Source organism: Enterobacter sp. RHBSTW-00994, from assembly GCF_013782625.1.
In the GTDB taxonomy this organism is placed as follows: Bacteria; Pseudomonadota; Gammaproteobacteria; order Enterobacterales; family Enterobacteriaceae; genus Enterobacter.
Window position 1 is genome coordinate 1,573,982 of the sequence record NZ_CP056199.1, and the last position, 19,472, is coordinate 1,593,453.

At 52.4% G+C, this 19,472-nt stretch carries 13 protein-coding genes; 9 read left to right on the forward strand and 4 right to left on the reverse strand.

The genetic code is table 11. The annotated features are described in order from the left end of the window. Positions 1 to 19: 19 nt before the first annotated feature. From cydC to trxB, 3 genes are all read right to left on the reverse strand, one after another. Entirely contained in the window at positions 20 to 1,741 is a 1,722-nt protein-coding gene (cydC, locus tag HV346_RS07405) for a cysteine/glutathione ABC transporter ATP-binding protein/permease CydC (RefSeq protein ID WP_181622884.1), read from the reverse strand. Beyond that, positions 1,741 to 3,507 carry a cysteine/glutathione ABC transporter permease/ATP-binding protein CydD gene (gene cydD / locus HV346_RS07410; RefSeq protein WP_181622885.1) on the reverse strand — a complete coding sequence of 589 codons (1,767 nt, stop codon included), beginning with the start codon at positions 3,505 to 3,507 and terminating at the stop codon, positions 1,741 to 1,743. The genes cydC and cydD overlap by 1 nt, the downstream gene beginning before the upstream one ends. Before the next feature lie 113 nt (positions 3,508 to 3,620). Then, positions 3,621 to 4,589: a thioredoxin-disulfide reductase gene (gene trxB / locus HV346_RS07415; RefSeq protein ID WP_181622886.1), complete on the reverse strand. Its 969-nt coding sequence runs from the start codon at positions 4,587 to 4,589 to the stop codon at positions 3,621 to 3,623. A gap of 544 nt (positions 4,590 to 5,133) precedes the next feature. Between trxB and lrp the strand changes: the two genes are divergently transcribed. The 9 genes from lrp (at position 5,134) to HV346_RS07460 (ending at position 18,511) form a co-directional block, all read left to right on the forward strand. After that, positions 5,134 to 5,628 carry a leucine-responsive transcriptional regulator Lrp gene (gene lrp / locus HV346_RS07420; RefSeq protein ID WP_000228473.1) on the forward strand — a complete coding sequence of 165 codons (495 nt, stop codon included), beginning with the start codon at positions 5,134 to 5,136 and terminating at the stop codon, positions 5,626 to 5,628. Between the two features lie 135 nt (positions 5,629 to 5,763). After that, positions 5,764 to 9,465 (forward strand): DNA translocase FtsK 4TM domain-containing protein, encoded by a 3,702-nt coding sequence (locus tag HV346_RS07425; RefSeq protein ID WP_181622887.1) that lies wholly within the window; start codon positions 5,764 to 5,766, stop codon positions 9,463 to 9,465. A 128-nt stretch (positions 9,466 to 9,593) separates the two neighbouring features. Then, entirely contained in the window at positions 9,594 to 10,205 is a 612-nt protein-coding gene (gene lolA, locus HV346_RS07430; RefSeq protein ID WP_181622888.1) for an outer membrane lipoprotein chaperone LolA, read from the forward strand. Between the two features lie 9 nt (positions 10,206 to 10,214). Then, on the forward strand, positions 10,215 to 11,558 hold the full coding sequence (gene rarA, locus HV346_RS07435; RefSeq protein WP_181622889.1) for a replication-associated recombination protein RarA: 1,344 nt from the start codon (positions 10,215 to 10,217) through the stop codon (positions 11,556 to 11,558). A gap of 92 nt (positions 11,559 to 11,650) precedes the next feature. Beyond that, positions 11,651 to 12,943, forward strand: coding sequence for a serine--tRNA ligase (gene serS / locus HV346_RS07440; RefSeq protein WP_181622890.1), 1,293 nt, complete (start codon positions 11,651 to 11,653; stop codon positions 12,941 to 12,943). A gap of 206 nt (positions 12,944 to 13,149) precedes the next feature. Beyond that, on the forward strand, positions 13,150 to 15,594 hold the full coding sequence (gene dmsA, locus HV346_RS07445) for a dimethylsulfoxide reductase subunit A (RefSeq protein WP_181622891.1): 2,445 nt from the start codon (positions 13,150 to 13,152) through the stop codon (positions 15,592 to 15,594). A 10-nt stretch (positions 15,595 to 15,604) separates the two neighbouring features. Then, positions 15,605 to 16,222, forward strand: a complete 618-nt coding sequence (locus HV346_RS07450) for a DMSO/selenate family reductase complex B subunit (RefSeq protein ID WP_181622892.1) — start codon at positions 15,605 to 15,607, stop codon at positions 16,220 to 16,222. A gap of 1 nt (position 16,223) precedes the next feature. Further along, positions 16,224 to 17,087: a dimethyl sulfoxide reductase anchor subunit family protein gene (locus tag HV346_RS07455; RefSeq protein ID WP_181622893.1), complete on the forward strand. Its 864-nt coding sequence runs from the start codon at positions 16,224 to 16,226 to the stop codon at positions 17,085 to 17,087. Positions 17,088 to 17,362: 275 nt separating this feature from the next. After that, positions 17,363 to 18,511 carry an MFS transporter gene (locus HV346_RS07460; RefSeq protein ID WP_181622894.1) on the forward strand — a complete coding sequence of 383 codons (1,149 nt, stop codon included), beginning with the start codon at positions 17,363 to 17,365 and terminating at the stop codon, positions 18,509 to 18,511. A 32-nt stretch (positions 18,512 to 18,543) separates the two neighbouring features. Here HV346_RS07460 and pflA read toward each other — a convergent pair whose 3' ends face one another. Beyond that, the gene (gene pflA / locus HV346_RS07465) at positions 18,544 to 19,284 is read right to left on the reverse strand and encodes a pyruvate formate lyase 1-activating protein (RefSeq protein ID WP_181622895.1); all 741 of its coding nucleotides are present in this window, start codon (positions 19,282 to 19,284) and stop codon (positions 18,544 to 18,546) included. Positions 19,285 to 19,472: the final 188 nt, after the last annotated feature.

Sequence of the window (19,472 nt, forward strand, 5' to 3'; positions counted from 1 at the left end):
GGATCGGTTCAAATATAGTCTACAGACGCTGTTTAAACTGGTAGTAGCGACCCTGTTTCGCTAACAGTTCTGCGTGACTACCTTGCTCAATAATGTGTCCGTTGTCCATCACAATTATTTGATCGAAACTTGCCAGCCCGCGCAGGCGATGTGTCACCATGATCACCGTTTTTCCTTTCATGGCATTAGCCAGTAAATCAAGGATTTGGCTTTCGGTTGTCGCATCCAGACCTTCAGTTGGCTCATCCAGCAACATCAGTGGTGCGTCATGCAACAGTGCACGGGCAACCGCCAGGCGACGCAGCTCTCCACCGGAGAGCTGGCGTCCCCCTTCACCCAGCCAGCTATTCAGCCCGTCGTCTTCGAGCAGTTTATGCAGACCCACACGCTCCAGCATCGTGCGCAACTCCTCGTCAGAAGCCTGAGGGGCTGCCAGCAGCAGGTTGTCACGCAGGGTTGCGCTGAACAGATGTACACGTTGAGGAACGACACTGACTGTTTTTCGTAATGCCTGTTCGCTGAATTCAGTCAGTGGAACGTCATTAAACAGAATTTGCCCGTTCCGGGGATCCCAGGCACGCGTTAATAACTGCAGAAGTGTCGATTTACCACAACCTGTACGCCCCAGAAGCGCAATACGTTTTCCTGCCTGAACGGATAAGGTAATCCCCTCCAGCGCGTTTTGGGCTTGCCCGGCATAATTGAAGGTGACGTCGTTGAGGTGCAGAGTGACTCGTTCAGGTACGCAGGCATGTTGTGCATCAAAACGCACCTCCGGCTCTTGTTCTGCAATTTGCGTTACGCGCAGAGCTGAGGCAATAACCTGGCCGAGATGCTGGAATGCTCCGGTTACGGGTGCGAGTGCTTCGAATGCTGCGAGGGCGCAGAAAACAAAGAGCGCAATTAGCGCACCAGGCTGAGTATTGCCACCCACGCCACCAGATGCCATCCATAGCATGACAATGACAGCGAAACCGCCAATTAACATCATCAGTGCCTGTGAAAACGCCGAGAGTTCGGACTGTTTACGCTGTGCCTCGTGCCAGTTAAGTTCCGTACTCTCCATCCGCGCGCGGTAGCGCTGGCTTGCACCAAAAATGGTTAGCTCCGCCTGCCCCTGTAGCCATGATGTCAATTGCTGACGGTATTCACCGCGCAGGCGAGTCAGATTTTCCCCGGTAGGTTTACCGGCGCGATAAAACAGCGGGGGCAGAAGGAGCAGTGTCAGTAACATGATGCCACCCAACGCCAGAGCGATAGGGACATCCAGTACGCAAAGACCAAGCGTCACGACGACGATCACCACAAATGCGCCCACCAGTGGTGAGATTACCCGCAAATAAAGATGATCAAGCGTATCGACATCTGCGACAACGCGGTTAAGTAATTCTCCCTGACGAAAACGTGCCAGCCCAGCAGGGGAGAGTGGCAGCAGTTTGCTGAAGGTATAGATGCGTAGATGTTGCAGTACACGGAAGGTCGCATCATGGCTCACCAGACGTTCAAAATAACGTCCGGCAGTACGGGTGATCGCTGCACCACGGACACCCGCAGCTGGAAGCATATAGTTAAAGCTGTACAACCCGGCGACGCCAACAACGGCAGATGCTGACAGAAACCAACCGGAAAGTGTCAGTAAACCGATGCTGGCAAGCAGGGTTACAATTGCCAGAATAATACCAAGTGTCAGCATCCATTTGTGGCGCTTATACAGTGCAAGATATGGGAGTAAGGCGCGCATCAGATATCCTCCTGACGGTTAGCCAGCAGGGTGGCAAAGGGTCCCTGTGCGGCAGAGAGTGTGGCGTAATCGCCTTGCTCTACAATATGGCCATTCTCCATCACCCAAATCTGATCCCAGTCGGTAATGCCTTCCAGTTGATGGGTAACCATTAGCGTGGTTTGCTGAAGAGAAGCGGCATTGAGGGCCTGCATGACGCGCTGTTCGCTGTGCGCATCAAGGCTTGCTGCGGGTTCATCCAGAAGCAGCAACTGGCAAGGGTTAAGCAGAGCACGCGCAACGGCAATACGCTGAGCCTGGCCGACGGATAAACCGGCCGCCTGATCGCCAACGACGGTATCAACACCTTGCGGGAGTAACGGTAGAAACTCGCTGACCCAGGCGCGGTCGAGAACCGATTGCAGTTCATCTTCGCGTGCATCCGGACGGGCAAGCAGCACGTTTTCACGCAATGTCGGGGCAGGCAACTGCGGGTTTTGCCCCACCCAGCTTAGCTGCTTATGCCAGGCTTCCGGGTCAAGATCGCGCAACTCTGTCTTATTGATACGAAGGGATCCTGTGTAGGCCATAAAGCCAGATAACGCGTTCAGAAGCGAGCTTTTACCCGAACCACTGATACCTACCAATACCACGCGCTGACCTGCAGAGAGAGTAAAATTCAGCGGACCCGCCAGCACGTTGCCTTCAGGCGACAGAATAGAGAAATCGGTCGCTTCAACGCTCACGGGCTCTTTGGCGTTTAGCGTTACTTCACCGCGTTCAGGATGAGCCAATGGTGTCTCAAGGAAGATTTTCAGACTATCTGCCGCGCCCACAGCCTGCGCTTTGGCATGATAGAACGTCCCGAGATCGCGAAGTGGCTGGAAAAACTCTGGAGCCAGAATCAGTGCCAGGAAACCGGCTGAAAGGGTAACGGCCGTACCGTAGTGCCCGAAATCCAGTGCGCCGAGATAGGAGAAACCAAAGTAAACAGCGACGAGTGCAATGGACAACGAGGTGAAGAACTCGAGGACACCAGAGGAGAGGAAGGCCAGACGCAAGACTTCCATGGTGCGCTGGCGAAAATCCTGCGATGCGAGGCGAATGTTTTCTGTCTCGGCTTCACCGCGACCAAAAATACGCAATGTTTCCATGCCGCGCAGTCGATCCAGAAAATGACCGCTTAATCGTCCCAGGGCCAGGAAATTACGACGGTTGGCATCCGCCGCTCCCATCCCTACCATCGCCATGAACAGTGGGATCAGTGGGGCGGTGCACAGTAAAATAAGTGCGGCCACCCAGTTAGACGGGAAAATAATGGCAACAATCAGAAGCGGGACGCAGACGGCCAGCGCCATCTGCGGGAGATAGCGTGCATAGTAATCATGCATATCGTCGATCTGTTCGAGGATCAACGTAGCCCAGCTTCCGGCGGGTTTTCCCTGAATCCAGGCAGGCCCGGCGTCATGAAGCCTGTCCAGCACCTGACGGCGTATCTCATAGCGAATATGTTGTCCGGCGTGAAAACCGACACGTTCGCGTAGCCAGACGACCCAGGCGCGCAGGACAAAAATCAGCACCAGCACGATAAAGGGAAGCAGGAGCGCTTCGCGCGGGATGTTCTCCATGATCATATGATTGAGAATGCGGGCCAGCAGCCATGCCTGGGCAACAATCAACAGACCGCTGATAAGTCCCAAAAGACGGGAAATATTCAGCCAGCGGCGGGAAAGAACGCTTTGCTGTTTCAGCCAGCGAGTTAACTCTTGTTGACGGGTTTTTTCCATTGCGTGCTTTGCAGGTGAGTTATAAGAAATTGGGCATCGCAATGTTACACGTCAGAAAAAATAAAGGCGACCTGTGGCCGCCTTTATTTACGTTTGTTACTGACTTGTAAAGATTATTTACCTTGCTCAGCCAGCCCATCAAGATAACGCTCGGCATCTAATGCTGCCATGCAGCCAGTGCCCGCAGAGGTGATTGCCTGACGGTAAATGTGGTCCATAACATCACCCGCAGCAAAGACACCTGGGATGCTGGTCTGCGTGGCATTGCCATGAATACCTGACTGCACTTTGATGTAGCCGTTTTCCAGCGCCAGTTGACCTTCAAAGATGGCGGTGTTCGGACTGTGTCCGATTGCAACGAAGAGGCCTGCAACATCCAGTGAGTCCACGTTATCGGTATTCTGGGTATCACGAAGACGCAGCCCGGAAACGCCCATCTGATCGCCTGTTACTTCTTCCAGCGTGCGGTTTGTGTGCAGAACGATATTGCCACTCGCCACTTTGTCCATCAGACGTTTGATCAGAATTTTTTCCGCGCGGAACGTCTCACGGCGGTGGATCAGGTGTACTTCGGAGGCAATATTTGCCAGATACAGCGCTTCTTCAACGGCCGTGTTGCCACCGCCGATGACGGCAACTTTCTGGTTGCGATAGAAGAATCCGTCACAGGTTGCGCAGGCGGAGACGCCACGGCCTTTGAACGCCTCTTCTGACGGCAGGCCCAGGTAGCGCGCAGATGCGCCCGTCGCGATGATCAGTGCATCGCAGGTGTACTCACCGCTGTCGCCTGTCAAACGGAATGGACGGTTTTGCAGATCGACCTTATTGATATGGTCGAACAGAATTTCAGTATCGAATTTGGTCGCGTGTTCGTGCATACGCTCCATCAGCAGCGGCCCGGTCAGGTCATTCGGATCGCCTGGCCAGTTTTCTACTTCGGTGGTGGTGGTCAACTGACCGCCTTTTTCCATGCCGGTAATTAACACCGGTTGCAGGTTAGCGCGTGCAGCATAGACCGCTGCGGTGTATCCCGCAGGTCCAGAACCAAGGATTAGCAGCTTACTGTGTTTAGCCGTGCCCATGAGATCCCCATTGTTGTTGGCAGACATTTGGCTGGATTGTAGGGAATTTGTTGCCGTAAAAAAAGAGCACAGCGATTTTGATATCGATATGTGCAATAGACATTGACGATGGATCGAGCGCTATAACATAACGCTTTCTACTGAAAACCGGTTGTTTATAAGGCAATAAAATGAGGTTTATTCCCCGGCGGTAATGAATATCCGGCATGTTGTACTAAAAATCGATGTTTTGCTTTGACAATCCCCTGCGCTTTTGCGAAAACATTGAAGGAAGAAAAAAAGCCGCGTTAACAGTGTGCCGCATAGGCATGCACGTAAATGCCATTTTTACCGGGTCAACGAAATCTACGCATGGTGTGGACAGATGCCATACGTGATGTTGGTGGCTGCCTTTTCGGCAACGGTCTTCTTACCGTAGAACCCGCACTCGCATCGCGTATATTACATAACCAGGCGATGTGATGAGCAACGGGTACAGGCTCTGAACAGTGATGTGCACAGGGTCCAGGCAGGAGTAGGGAAGGAATACAGAGAGACAATAATAATGGTAGATAGCAAGAAGCGCCCTGGCAAAGATCTCGACCGTATCGATCGTAACATTCTTAATGAATTGCAAAAGGATGGGCGTATTTCCAACGTCGAGCTTTCAAAACGTGTGGGACTTTCCCCGACGCCGTGCCTTGAGCGTGTGCGCCGACTGGAAAGACAGGGTTTTATTCAGGGCTATACGGCTCTGTTAAACCCGCATTATCTGGATGCCTCACTTCTGGTATTTGTTGAGATTACTCTGAATCGTGGTGCACCGGATGTGTTTGAGCAATTTAACACCGCCGTGCAAAAACTTGAAGAAATTCAAGAGTGTCATCTGGTTTCAGGCGATTTCGACTATCTGTTGAAAACCCGTGTGCCGGATATGTCCGCCTATCGTAAGCTGCTGGGTGAAACCCTGCTGCGTCTGCCTGGCGTGAATGACACCCGCACCTATGTGGTGATGGAAGAAGTAAAACAGAGCAATCGTCTGGTAATTAAGACGCGCTAACACGGAACAGGTGCAAAATCAGCATAGTTTGATTACACTCCTGTTAATCCATACAGCAACAGTGCCGGGGTTACCCGGCGCTGTTGTCCGTTTTAGCAAACAGGCAGGACATGCCTGATACCTGGAGAGCCTTTCTTGAGCCAGGAATATACTGAAGACAAAGAAGTCACATTATCGAAGCTAAGCAGTGGACGCCGCCTTCTTGAGGCGTTGCTGATAGTTATTGCCCTTTTTGCCGTCTGGCTGATGGCAGCCTTACTCAGTTTCAATCCTTCGGATCCCAGTTGGTCACAAACTGCCTGGCATGAGCCTATCCATAATTTAGGTGGCATTCCAGGTGCGTGGCTTGCCGACACTCTGTTTTTCATCTTCGGTGTCATGGCCTATACCATTCCCGTCATTATCATTGGCGGATGTTGGTTTGCCTGGCGTCACCGTCAAAACGATGAATACATCGATTACTTTGCTGTTTCGCTACGCCTGATTGGCGCATTGGCAATCATTCTGACCTCTTGCGGGTTGGCGGCAATCAATGCGGATGACATCTGGTATTTCGCTTCGGGCGGGGTTATCGGCAGTTTGCTGAGTACCGCGCTTCAACCGATGCTGCACAGCAGTGGCGGAACAATAACGCTGTTGTGTATTTGGGCTGCGGGACTGACGTTGTTTACAGGCTGGTCATGGGTCAGTATCGCCGAGAAACTCGGCAGCCTCATCCTTAATATTCTGACTTTTGCCAGCAACCGTACGCGTCGTGATGATACGTGGGTCGATGAAGACGAGTATGAAGATGATGAGGACGATTCACCTGTAACACCTCGTGGTGAGTCCCGTCGGGCCCGGATTCTGCGCGGTGCGCTGGCACGGCGTAAGCGCGTTGCTGAAAAATTTGCCAATCCGCTTGGTCGCAAAACCGATGCGGCGCTCTTCTCTGGCAAGCGTATGGATGATGACGAGCAGATTGCGTATAGCACTGGGGGCGTGGCTGTCGATCCCGATGATGTGCTCTTCTCAGGTAATCGCGCCACACCGGACGACTATGACGAGTATGATCCGCTGCTAAATGGCCATTCGGTTACGGAACCGGTTGCTGTTGCGGCTGCCGCGATGACAGCAACACAAGCCTATGCAGCGCCTGTTGATGCCGTTATGCCTTCTGCGCCTGCCCCTACACCTACACCTGTGCCGGCCATGGAGCAGCCTGTGGTTGAGTGGCACTCTGCGCCAGCCGTTCACTCACCTGAACCTGTCATTGCCTCTGAACCGCATAGCTACGCGCCTGCTCAGCAGCAAGAACACTGGCAGCAACCTTATCAACCTGAACCGGTCTATGAATCCCAGCCTTTTGCGGAATACGAACCTCCGGTTTCTCCTGCTTACCAGGAATACACACCAGAGCCAGTTGAGCCTGAACAACCTGTTGTGGAACCTCTTGCTGATGCTGAAGAGGTGAAGCCCGCGCGTCCACCGATGTACTATTTTGAAGAAGTGGAAGAGAAGCGAGCCCGGGAGCGCGAACAGCTTGCTGCCTGGTATCAGCCTGTGCCGGAACCGGTTCAGGAACCGACTATTCGTCATTCTGCGCCGCCTTCTGTTTCAGCGCCGGTTGTAGATCCAACGGCATTCGTCTCCCCTGTAGCGGAGAGTGTCAAACATTCAGTTGCGCCCGCAGTTTCCGCCGCCGCTGTAGCTGCACCTGTCTTTAGCCTTGCAACAGGCGGCGCGCCACGTCCACAGGTGAAGGAAGGAATTGGCCCACAATTGCCGCGACCCAATCGGGTTCGCGTGCCAACACGCCGAGAGCTCGCTTCATTTGGTATCAAACTGCCTTCTCAGCGTATGGCGGAGGAAAAAGCGCGCGAATCTGAGTACGACGACGCGGATGAAGTGCAGCAGGATGAGCTCGCTCGCCAGTTTGCCGCCACACAGCAGCATCGTTATGGTGAAGACTATCAACACGATACGCAGATTGGCCATGCGCATGACGACGAAGATGATGCGGCGGAAGCTGAGCTGGCACGACAGTTCGCTGCCACTCAGCAGCAACGTTACTCTGGTGAACAGCCAACGGGGGCGAATCCGTTCTCGCTATCGGATTTTGAATTCTCTCCGATGAAAGATTTGGTGGATGATGGCCCGAGTGAACCGTTATTCACGCCGGGCGTGATGCCAGAAGCTGAACCGGTTCGTCAGCCTCCAGCTCCAGCACCGCAGGCACAGCTGCAACAGAGGGCTCCGCAGGCTTATGTGCAACCGCAGCAACCGCAATTCCAGCAACCTACGGCGCAGCCGCAGGAGAGCCTGATCCATCCGTTGTTGATGCGTAACGGCGATAGCCGTCCAATGCAAAAACCGAGCACGCCGTTGCCGTCACTGGATCTGTTAACGCCACCGCCGTCTGAAGTCGAGCCGGTCGACACCTTTGCTCTTGAGCAGATGGCCCGCCTGGTGGAAGCTCGTCTGGCTGATTTCCGTATCAAAGCGGATGTGGTGAATTACTCTCCTGGCCCGGTGATCACCCGCTTCGAGTTGAACCTGGCGCCTGGCGTAAAAGCGGCGCGTATTTCTAACCTGTCCCGTGACCTGGCGCGTTCACTCTCGACCGTTGCCGTACGTGTAGTGGAAGTCATTCCAGGTAAGCCGTATGTCGGACTTGAGTTGCCGAACAAGAAGCGTCAAACCGTCTATCTGCGTGAAGTGCTGGATAACGCGAAGTTCCGCGAAAATCCGTCGCCGCTGACGGTTGTATTAGGGAAAGACATTGCGGGTGACCCGGTCGTGGCCGATTTGGCTAAGATGCCGCACCTGCTGGTGGCTGGTACTACCGGTTCGGGTAAATCGGTTGGTGTGAACGCCATGATCCTCAGCATGCTCTATAAAGCACAACCGGAAGATGTACGCTTCATCATGATCGACCCGAAAATGCTGGAGCTGTCGGTTTATGAGGGCATTCCGCATCTGCTGACTGAAGTTGTGACTGACATGAAGGACGCTGCCAATGCTCTGCGCTGGAGCGTTAATGAGATGGAGCGTCGCTACAAACTGATGTCGGCGCTGGGGGTGCGTAACCTTGCCGGTTATAACGAGAAAATTGCAGAGGCGGCGCGTATGGGCCGTCCAATTCCGGACCCATACTGGAAGCCCGGAGACAGCATGGATGCGCAGCATCCTGTGCTGGAAAAACTGCCGTATATCGTTGTGCTGGTAGATGAATTTGCCGACCTGATGATGACTGTTGGCAAGAAAGTGGAAGAGTTGATTGCGCGCCTTGCGCAGAAAGCGCGTGCGGCCGGTATTCACCTTGTTCTGGCAACACAGCGTCCTTCTGTAGATGTCATTACCGGTCTTATCAAGGCGAACATTCCCACGCGTATTGCGTTTACCGTGTCGAGCAAGATCGACTCACGCACTATCCTCGACCAGGGCGGCGCAGAGTCGTTGCTGGGGATGGGGGATATGCTTTATTCCGGGCCGAACTCGACGTCTCCTGTCCGTGTTCACGGTGCATTTGTACGCGATCAGGAAGTACATGCGGTTGTTCAGGACTGGAAAGCACGTGGTCGCCCACAGTACGTGGATGGTATTACCTCCGAGAGTGAAAACGAAGGTGGTGGCGGTGGTTTTGACGGTGCAGAAGAGCTGGATCCGTTATTCGACCAGGCTGTTAACTTTGTTACTGAGAAACGTAAAGCCTCCATCTCCGGTGTACAGCGTCAGTTCCGTATCGGTTATAACCGCGCGGCGCGTATCATCGAACAGATGGAAGCCCAGGGTATCGTGAGTGAGCAGGGGCATAACGGTAACCGTGAGGTGTTGGCTCCGCCGCCGTTTGATTGACCTTTCAGCGAATGCAAAGATGGGTAAATCAGCAAAAATTAAGCATTTTCTTCTGTCGCCTGCCTGCTGGCAGGTTCAGAATAGATGACAGAAACCCCATACCGGGATGATGTTTTTAAGGAATAACAATGAAAAAATTCGCCATCACCTGTGCATTATTGACCAGTTTTGTTGCCAGTAGCGTTTGGGCTGATGCCGCCAGCGACCTTAAAAGCCGACTGGATAAAGTGAGCAGCTTCCATGCCAGCTTTACGCAGAAGGTCACTGACGGCAGCGGTAATGCAGTGCAGGAAGGTCAGGGTGATTTATGGGTTAAGCGCCCGAATCTTTTCAACTGGCATATGACACAACCGGATGAAAGTATTTTGGTTTCTGATGGTAAAACGTTGTGGTTCTTTAACCCGTTTGTCGAACAGGCGACGGCCACATGGCTGAAAGATGCCACCAGTAACACTCCGTTTATGCTGATTGCCCGTAACCAGTCCAGTGACTGGCAGCAGTACAACATCAAACAAAATGGTGACGATTTTGTGCTGACGCCGAAAGGCAACAACGGCAACCTCAAACAGTTCACTATTAATGTGAGCAGCAGCGGGACTATCAATCAGTTCAGTGCAGTGGAGCAGGACGATCAGCGCAGTAGCTATCAACTGAAGTCCCAGCAAAACGGCGCAATCGACGCATCGAAATTCACGTTTACCCCGCCGCAGGGCGTAACGGTGGATGATCAACGTAAGTAAGAGGCGTGAGTGAGCAATCTGTCGCTCGATTTTTCGGATAATGCGTTTCAACCTCTGGCCGCGCGTATGCGGCCAGAAAATTTAGCGCAGTATATCGGCCAGCAACATTTGCTGGCTGCAGGTAAACCGTTGCCGCGTGCAATAGAAGCAGGTCATCTGCATTCGATGATCTTGTGGGGACCGCCGGGTACAGGCAAGACCACGCTGGCAGAAGTTATTGCCCGCTACGCTGATGCTGACGTAGAACGCCTCTCTGCAGTCACTTCCGGAGTGAAAGAGATCCGAGAAGCTATTGAACGTGCACGTCAAAATCGTCATGCCGGGCGTCGTACTATCCTCTTCGTCGATGAAGTCCACCGTTTCAATAAAAGCCAGCAGGATGCTTTCCTGCCTCATATAGAAGACGGTACGATTTTTTTTATTGGCGCGACGACTGAAAATCCCTCTTTTGAGCTCAATTCTGCACTCCTTTCCCGTGCTCGCGTTTACTTGCTGAAGTCACTTACGACAGACGATATTGAACAGGTTCTGACGCAGGCTATGGATGATAAAGCGCGCGGCTATGGCGGTCAGGATATCCTTCTGCCTGATGAAACGCGGCGGGCAATTGCGGAACTGGTGAACGGTGATGCTCGTCGTGCGTTGAATACGCTGGAAATGATGGCTGATATGGCCGAACTGGATGGTTCCGGTAAACGTATTCTGAAACCCGAGTTACTTACCGAAATTGCCGGAGAACGTAGCGCGCGTTTCGACAATAAAGGCGACAGGTTTTACGATCTCATCTCGGCTTTGCATAAATCCGTTCGTGGTAGCGCGCCGGATGCTGCGCTTTACTGGTATGCGCGAATTATCAGCGCAGGCGGCGATCCTCTTTATGTCGCGCGTCGTTGTCTGGCTATTGCGTCTGAAGATGTCGGTAATGCCGATCCGCGCGCGATGCAGGTGGCGATTTCCGCCTGGGATTGTTTTACCCGCGTAGGGCCTGCCGAAGGTGAGCGAGCTATTGCGCAGGCGATTGTTTATCTGGCGTGTGCGCCAAAAAGTAATGCTGTGTACACCGCATTTAAGGCTGCGATGGCGGATGCCCGTGAGCGTCCTGACTACGATGTTCCGGTGCATTTGCGTAATGCGCCGACGAAGCTGATGAAAGAGATGGGATACGGACAAGAATATCGTTATGCCCACGATGAGCCTAATGCTTATGCTGCCGGAGAGGAGTACTTTCCGCAGGAGATGGCACAAACGCGCTATTATCACCCCACAAACAGAGGTCTTGAAGGCAAGATTGGCGAAAAGCTCGCCTGGCTGGCCGGACAGGATCAAAATAGCCCTATAAAACGCTACCGTTAGTGCGATCGTTGCGGTAATGTTGGCAATGTATCCCTGTGACCGCAGGCTGTGGTCACTTTTTCCTATTTTAATTCGATAAGCACAGGATAAGCATGCTCGATCCCAATCTGCTGCGTAACGAGCCAGACGCAGTCGCTGAAAAACTGGCACGCCGGGGCTTTAAGCTGGATGTAGATAAGCTGCGCGCTCTTGAAGAGCGTCGTAAAGTTCTGCAGGTACAAACCGAAAATCTGCAGGCAGAGCGTAACTCTCGATCGAAATCCATCGGCCAGGCAAAAGCGCGCGGGGAAGACATTGAGCCATTGCGTCTGGAAGTGAATAAACTGGGTGAAGAACTGGATCAGGCAAAAGCTGAACTGGATCTTCTTCAGACTGAAATTCGTGATATCGCGCTGGCGATCCCGAATATTCCTGATGACAGCGTTCCTGTCGGTAAAGACGAAAATGACAACGTCGAAGTCAAACGCTGGGGCACGCCTCGCGAGTTCGACTTTGAAGTTCGTGACCACGTTACATTAGGCGAAATGCACGCGGGCCTTGATTTTGCAGCGGCTGTGAAGCTGACTGGTTCTCGTTTTGTCGTGATGAAAGGCCAGATTGCACATCTGCACCGTGCGCTGGCACAGTTCATGCTGGATCTGCACACCGAACAGCACGGCTATAGTGAAACCTACGTACCGTATCTGGTGAACCACGACACGCTGTACGGTACAGGGCAGTTGCCGAAATTTGCAGGCGATCTGTTCCATACTCGTCCTCTCGATGAAGAAGCCGACAGCAGTAACTACGCGCTGATCCCAACGGCGGAAGTTCCGCTGACAAACCTTGTTCGTGATGAGATCATTGACGAAGACGATCTGCCAATTAAACTGACAGCACACTCGCCATGCTTCCGTTCTGAGGCCGGTTCCTATGGTCGCGATACTCGTGGCCTGATCCGTATGCACCAGTTTGATAAAGTAGAGATGGTGCAGATTGTGCGTCCAGAAGAGTCTATGGATGCGCTGGAAGCGATGACAGGCCATGCTGAGAAAGTTCTGGAGCTACTGGGTCTGCCATACCGTCGCGTAGCGCTGTGTACCGGTGACATGGGCTTCGGCGCGTGCAAAACCTTCGATCTTGAAGTATGGGTCCCGGCGCAGAATACCTACCGTGAAATCTCTTCTTGCTCGAACGTGGGTGATTTCCAGGCGCGCCGTATGCAGGCTCGTTGCCGGACTAAATCAGACAAGAAAACCCGTCTGGTTCATACCCTGAATGGTTCGGGTCTGGCTGTAGGTCGTACACTGGTTGCGGTGCTGGAAAACTATCAGCAGGCAGACGGTCGTATTGAGATCCCCGAAGTACTGCGTCCGTACATGAAAGGCCAACAGTACATTGGTTAATTTGCCTTAAAACAAAAAAGCGCCTTAAGGCGCTTTTTTTATGCCCCCGCTTTGACCCGAAGCAATAACGCCTCCCTCTAAAGTAGTAATACTCCTCCGAATGAAAGTCAGAATAAAAAACTGATAACGAAGAAATTCGTTATATATAAAACTATATAGCGGTTTGCGCCGCATCTTTTATTTGTGAGCAACCAAAGTGAGTATCTATGAAAATACAAGCGCCAGATGCTTTGCTGACTGCCGAAGTAAGTCGCCGTGGGTTGATGAAAACCACGGCCATTGGCGGTCTGGCTGTTGCCAGCAGTGCGTTCACGCTACCTTTCTCTCGCCTGGCATCGGCGGCAGATGCATTGTCCCCAGCCAGTGCTCCTGAGAAAGTTGTGTGGAGTGCCTGCACAGTAAACTGTGGGAGCCGTTGCCCGCTGCGTATGCACATCGTGGACGGCGAAATCCAATATGTCGAAACCGACAATACAGGTGACGACGACTATGAAGGGTTACATCAGGTTCGTGCCTGCTTGCGTGGTCGCTCTATGCGTCGCCGAGTCTATAACCCCGATCGCCTGAAGTATCCAATGAAACGTGTGGGTAAGCGCGGTGAAGGCAAATTCGAGCAAATTAGCTGGGATGAAGCTTATGACACCATCGCGACTAATATACAGCGTTTGATTAAAGAGTACGGCAATGAATCCATCTATCTGAACTATGGCACAGGCACACTGGGCGGTACGATGACCCGTTCGTGGCCGCCAGGAAACACACTGGTCGCTCGCCTGATGAACTGCTGTGGTGGCTATCTCAACCATTATGGCGATTACTCCTCAGCACAGATCGCTGCTGGTTTGAACTATACCTATGGTGGCTGGGCCGATGGCAACAGTCCGTCAGATATTGAAAATAGCAAGCTGGTGGTGCTGTTCGGTAACAACCCTGGTGAAACCCGCATGAGCGGTGGCGGGGTAACCTACTATGTTGAACAGGCTCGTGCGAAATCTAACGCGCGGATGATCATCATTGACCCACGATATACCGATACTGGTGCGGGCCGTGAAGATGAATGGATCCCTATCCGACCGGGTACAGATGCTGCGCTCGTCAGTGCTCTGGCATGGGTAATGATCACTGAAAACCTCGTGGATCAGCCATTCCTTGATAAATATTGTGTCGGTTACGATGAGAAAACATTGCCTGCCAGTGCCCCCGCGAATGGTCACTACAAGGCGTACATTCTCGGCCAGGGCAGTGATGGTATTGCGAAGACCCCACAATGGGCGTCTACCATCACCGGTATTCCGGTAGCGCGCATTGTGCAACTGGCTCGTGAGATCGGTTCGGCTAAACCCGCGTTTATTAGTCAGGGGTGGGGGCCGCAGCGCCACGCAAATGGTGAAATTGCCACGCGCGCGATATCGATGCTTTCCATTTTGACCGGTAATGTCGGGATTCACGGTGGAAACACAGGCGCGCGCGAAGGTTCTTATGAAGTCCCCTTCGAACGCATGCCGACTCTCGAAAATCCGGTACAGACAAGCATTTCCATGTTTATGTGGACTGATGCCATTGAACGCGGCCCGGAAATGACCGCGCTGCGCGATGGGGTGCGTGGGAAAGATAAGCTGGATGTGCCCATTAAGATGATCTGGAACTATGCCGGCAACTGCCTTATTAACCAGCACTCTGAGATCAACCGCACCCACGATATCCTGCAGGATGATAAGAAATGCGAGATGATTGTGGTGATCGACTGCCACATGACCTCGTCGGCAAAATATGCCGATATTCTTCTGCCGGATTGTACGGCATCGGAGCAGATGGATTTCGCGCTGGATGCCTCCTGCGGCAACATGTCTTACGTTATCTTCACCGATCAGGCCATCAAACCTCGCTTTGAGTGTAAAACCATCTATGAAATGACGTCTGAACTGGCAAAACGTCTTGGCGTAGAGCAGCAGTTTACCGAAGGACGAACTCAGGAAGGCTGGATGCGTTATCTGCACGAACTTTCACGTAAGGCTGTCCCGGATTTGCCTGATTTTGAAACGTTCCGTGAGCAGGGCATGTTTAAACAACGTGATCCAGAAGGTCATCATGTCGCCTATAAAGCGTTCCGTGAGGATCCTCACGCGAACCCACTGACGACACCGTCAGGTAAAATTGAAATTTATTCCGAAGAGTTGGCGAAAATTGCTGCAACCTGGGAGCTACCCGAGGGCGACGTTATCGATCCATTGCCCGTTTATACGCCTGGATTTGAGAACTATAACGATCCACTGACGGAAAAATTCCCGCTGCAGCTAACCGGTTTTCACTACAAAGCACGTGTTCACTCCACTTATGGCAACGTTGATGTCCTGAAGGCGTCATGTCGTCAGGAAATGTGGATCAACCCTATGGATGCAAAAGCGCGCGGAATCGGAAATGGCGATCGTGTGCGCATCTTTAATGGTCGTGGTGAAGTGCACATTGAAGCGAAAGTCACACCGCGCATGATGCCTGGCGTTGTCGCGCTGGGAGAAGGGGCCTGGTATAACCCGGATGCTAATCGCATCGATCAGGCTGGCAGCATTAATGTGCTGACTACGCAGCGCCCGTCGCCACTGGCGAAAGGCAATCCGTCCCACACAAACCTTGTTCAGGTTGAAAAGGTGTAAGGAGTAACCGATGACAACCCAGTATGGATTTTTTATTGATTCCAGTCGTTGCACCGGTTGCAAAACCTGCGAGCTGGCCTGCAAAGATTACAAAGACCTGACTCCGGATGTCAGCTTCCGCCGTATTTACGAATACGCTGGCGGAGACTGGCAGGAGGACAATGGTGTCTGGCATCAAAACGTGTTTGCTTACTATCTGTCGATCGCCTGTAACCACTGTGAAGATCCGGCATGCACAAAAGTGTGTCCGAGTGGTGCAATGCATAAGCGTGATGACGGTTTTGTCGTGGTGGACGAAGATGTCTGCATTGGCTGTCGTTACTGTCATATGGCTTGCCCGTATGGTGCGCCACAGTACAACGCGGCCAAAGGTCACATGACGAAGTGCGACGGCTGCTATACGCGTGTCGCAGACGGCAAAAAGCCAATCTGCGTGGAATCTTGCCCGCTGCGAGCGCTGGACTTTGGCCCAATCGAGGCGCTGCGCCAGAAACATGGTCAGCTCGCGGCTGTCGCGCCATTGCCATCCGCGCACTTCACTAAGCCGAGTATTGTGATTAAACCTAATGCCAACAGCCGTCCGACAGGTGATACCACCGGCTATCTGGCGAACCCGAAGGAGGTGTGAGATGGGTAGTGGATGGCATGAATGGCCGCTGATGATCTTCACGGTCTTTGGGCAATGTGTTGCCGGTGGGTTTATCGTACTCGCTTTGGCACTGCTAAAAGGCAATCTGAATGCTGAGCAACAGCAGCGCCTGGTACTGAGCATGTTTGGCTTGTGGGTGCTAATGGGGATTGGATTTCTTGCCTCCACTCTGCACCTCGGTTCACCACTGCGCGCATTTAATTCCCTGAATCGCGTTGGCGCATCATCGCTGAGTAATGAAATTGCCAGCGGAGCGATTTTCTTTGCTATTGGCGGTTTAGGCTGGTTACTGGCCGTTCTGAAAAAACTCCCGTCGGGATTGCGCAATATTTGGCTGATCCTGACGATGGTTCTGGGCGTAGTCTTCGTTTGGATGATGGTTCGGGTGTATAACACTATTGATACCGTACCGACCTGGTATAGCGTGTGGACGCCATTGAGTTTCTTCCTGACCATGTTCATCGGTGGGCCTCTGTTGGGCTTCCTGCTCCTGCGCGTCGCGCAGGTTGAGGGATGGGCGATGCGTTTATTACCTGCGGTTTCGATGCTGGCGCTGGTGATCAGTGCGATTGTCGTTATGATGCAAGGCGCTGAACTGGCAAGTATCCATAGTTCAATCCAGCAAGCATCTGCGCTAGTGCCTGATTACGGTTCATTGATGGCGTGGCGTATCGCACTGCTGGTGGCTGCACTGGTGTGCTGGATTATCCCTCAGATCAAAGGTTATCAACCGGCACTGCCGCTATTATCACTGGCATTTGTGCTCGTGCTGGCGGGGGAATTGATCGGTCGCGGGGTTTTCTACGGTCTTCATATGACCGTCGGGATGGTGATCGCCAGTTAGCGTTATTTTTTTGGTATAAAAAGCCGGGACTTAGTACCCGGCTTTTCTTTTTTCAATCATGAAATTTTTCAACTGTCGTTTGGTTTTAATTATTAATATAAATAAATAAAAACAAATAGATAACTCATGCTGATAGCAGACATGGCATCAGTAGGATTAGTTTTTCAAATCGACAGGGCGCATATTGTGCGTGTGGCCTGAACCAGTGGATTGACTTTGTTTTTGCCAGTGGCATGATGCGCACGAAATCTGAACTTCCTCACGGTTTTTAATTCATGTCCACCTATACCCGCCCAGTGCTGTTGTTGCTCTGTGGCCTGCTTTTGCTGACGTTGGCGATTGCGGTGTTAAACACCCTCGTCCCGCTTTGGCTCGCCCATGATAATTTGCCTACCTGGCAAGTTGGAATGATTGGTTCATCCTATTTTACCGGCAATCTGCTGGGAACCGTTCTTGCGGGTAAGCTTATCAAGCGTGTCGGTTTTAACCGTTGTTACTATCTGGCATCGCTGATTTTCGCTGCGGGTTGTGTCGGGCTGGGGCTAATGATGGGCTTCTGGAGCTGGCTCTCCTGGCGATTTATCGCGGGTGTGGGTTGCGCCATGATTTGGGTTGTGGTGGAAAGTGCACTGATGTGTAGCGGAACTTCACGTAACCGGGGACGTTTGCTTGCGGCTTACATGATGGTTTATTACGTTGGCACGGTACTCGGGCAACTGATGGTCAGTAAACTGCCGACAGACTTGATGAGCGTTCTGCCCTGGGTCACAGGCATGGTACTGGCCGCTATTCTGCCATTACTTTTTACACGTATTGTCAATCAGCAAAGCGAGCATCAGGAGGCCACGCATGTCTGGCCTATGCTGAAACTGCGCCAGGCACGCCTCGGGGTTAATGGCTGCGTGATCTCGGGTATTGTTCTTGGCTCGCTTTATGGTCTGATGCCGCTCTATTTAAACCACCAGGGCGTTAGCGATTCAGGAATTGGTTTCTGGATGGCCGTGATGGTCAGCGCCGGTATTGTGGGGCAATGGCCCATTGGACGTCTGGCCGATCGATTTGGGCGTTTGCTGATTTTACGCGTGCAGGTCTTTGTGGTGATCATGGGATGCATGGCGATGCTGAGCAATGCGGCGATGGCACCAGCACTGTTTATTCTGGGGGCAGCAGGTTTTACCTTGTATCCGGTTGCAATGGCGTGGGCTTGCGAAAAAGTCGAGCACCACCAACTGGTTGCCATGAATCAGGCATTACTGTTGAGCTATACCATAGGAAGTCTGCTTGGCCCAACGTTAACAGCGATGTTGATGCAGAACTATTCCGACAATTTGCTGTTTATTATGATTGCCAGCGTGTCGTTTATTTATCTTCTGATGCTGCTGCGCAAAGTGGGGGAGCATCCCACTCCTGTGGCGCACGCCTGAAACAAAAAAGCCCGGTTTTCACCGGGCTTTTTTTAATACATAACCTTGTGGCCGTACTGCTCAAGGATGCCTTTCACGCGTTCCATTGTCTCTTTCTTCGGCGGTTTCACGCCATCGAGCTTGTACTCTTCGCCCATCGCCACCCATTTATGTTTACCCAGTTCGTGATAGGGCAACAGTTCGATTTTTTCTACGTTGCCCATATCGCGGGTAAACTCACCAAGACGATGAGCCGATTCGTCATCATCTGACCAGCCAGGAACGACAACATAGCGGATCCAGGTTTTAATGCCTTTACCAGAGATGTACTTCGCGAACTCAAGCGTACGATGGTTAGAAACACCCACCAGGTTTTGGTGGATCTCATCGTTCATCTGTTTGAGATCGAGCATCACCAGGTCCGTCACTTCAAGCAGTTCATCAATGACGGGATCATAACGGCGAACAAAACCATTGGTGTCGAGGCAAGTATGAATGCCTTCTTTGTGACAAGCGCGGAACCAGTCACGCACAAATTCGGCCTGTAGAATGGCTTCGCCGCCGGATGCGGTAACGCCACCACCGGAAGCATTCATAAAGTGGCGATAGGTCACCACCTCTTTCATTAACTCTTCAACGGTAACTTCTTTGCCGCCGTGCGTGTCCCATGTATCGCGGTTATGGCAGTACAGGCAGCGCATCAGGCAGCCCTGGAAGAAAGTGATAAAACGGATCCCTGGGCCATCGACAGTGCCACAGGATTCAAAGGAGTGAATGCGACCAATAGTTGACATTGCGGTGATATCTCCAGATTCGGCCCGTCCGGGGCCTGTGCATGCACAGCTCAAAACCGGCTGTGTTTAAGTCTATTTTGGCTGATATCCATGAGTATAGATAGCGGACAAAAGAGACTGAGGTGGAGAGGGTGTTAAAAAGGCCCCACTGAAGTGGAGCCTTTATTCTACGCTTTTTAACGCGTGAT

What these genes read in the sequence shown, in the direction of transcription:
- cydC (WP_181622884.1), bottom strand. Translation starts at nt 1,741, where the DNA reads ATGCGCGCCTTACTCCCATATCTTGCACTGTATAAGCGCCACAAATGG.
- cydD (WP_181622885.1), bottom strand. Translation starts at nt 3,507, where the DNA reads ATGGAAAAAACCCGTCAACAAGAGTTAACTCGCTGGCTGAAACAGCAA.
- trxB (WP_181622886.1), bottom strand. Translation starts at nt 4,589, where the DNA reads ATGGGCACGGCTAAACACAGTAAGCTGCTAATCCTTGGTTCTGGACCT.
- lrp (WP_000228473.1), top strand. Translation starts at nt 5,134, where the DNA reads ATGGTAGATAGCAAGAAGCGCCCTGGCAAAGATCTCGACCGTATCGAT.
- lolA (WP_181622888.1), top strand. Translation starts at nt 9,594, where the DNA reads ATGAAAAAATTCGCCATCACCTGTGCATTATTGACCAGTTTTGTTGCC.
- serS (WP_181622890.1), top strand. Translation starts at nt 11,651, where the DNA reads ATGCTCGATCCCAATCTGCTGCGTAACGAGCCAGACGCAGTCGCTGAA.
- dmsA (WP_181622891.1), top strand. Translation starts at nt 13,150, where the DNA reads ATGAAAATACAAGCGCCAGATGCTTTGCTGACTGCCGAAGTAAGTCGC.
- HV346_RS07450 (WP_181622892.1), top strand. Translation starts at nt 15,605, where the DNA reads ATGACAACCCAGTATGGATTTTTTATTGATTCCAGTCGTTGCACCGGT.
- HV346_RS07455 (WP_181622893.1), top strand. Translation starts at nt 16,224, where the DNA reads ATGGGTAGTGGATGGCATGAATGGCCGCTGATGATCTTCACGGTCTTT.
- HV346_RS07460 (WP_181622894.1), top strand. Translation starts at nt 17,363, where the DNA reads ATGTCCACCTATACCCGCCCAGTGCTGTTGTTGCTCTGTGGCCTGCTT.
- pflA (WP_181622895.1), bottom strand. Translation starts at nt 19,284, where the DNA reads ATGTCAACTATTGGTCGCATTCACTCCTTTGAATCCTGTGGCACTGTC.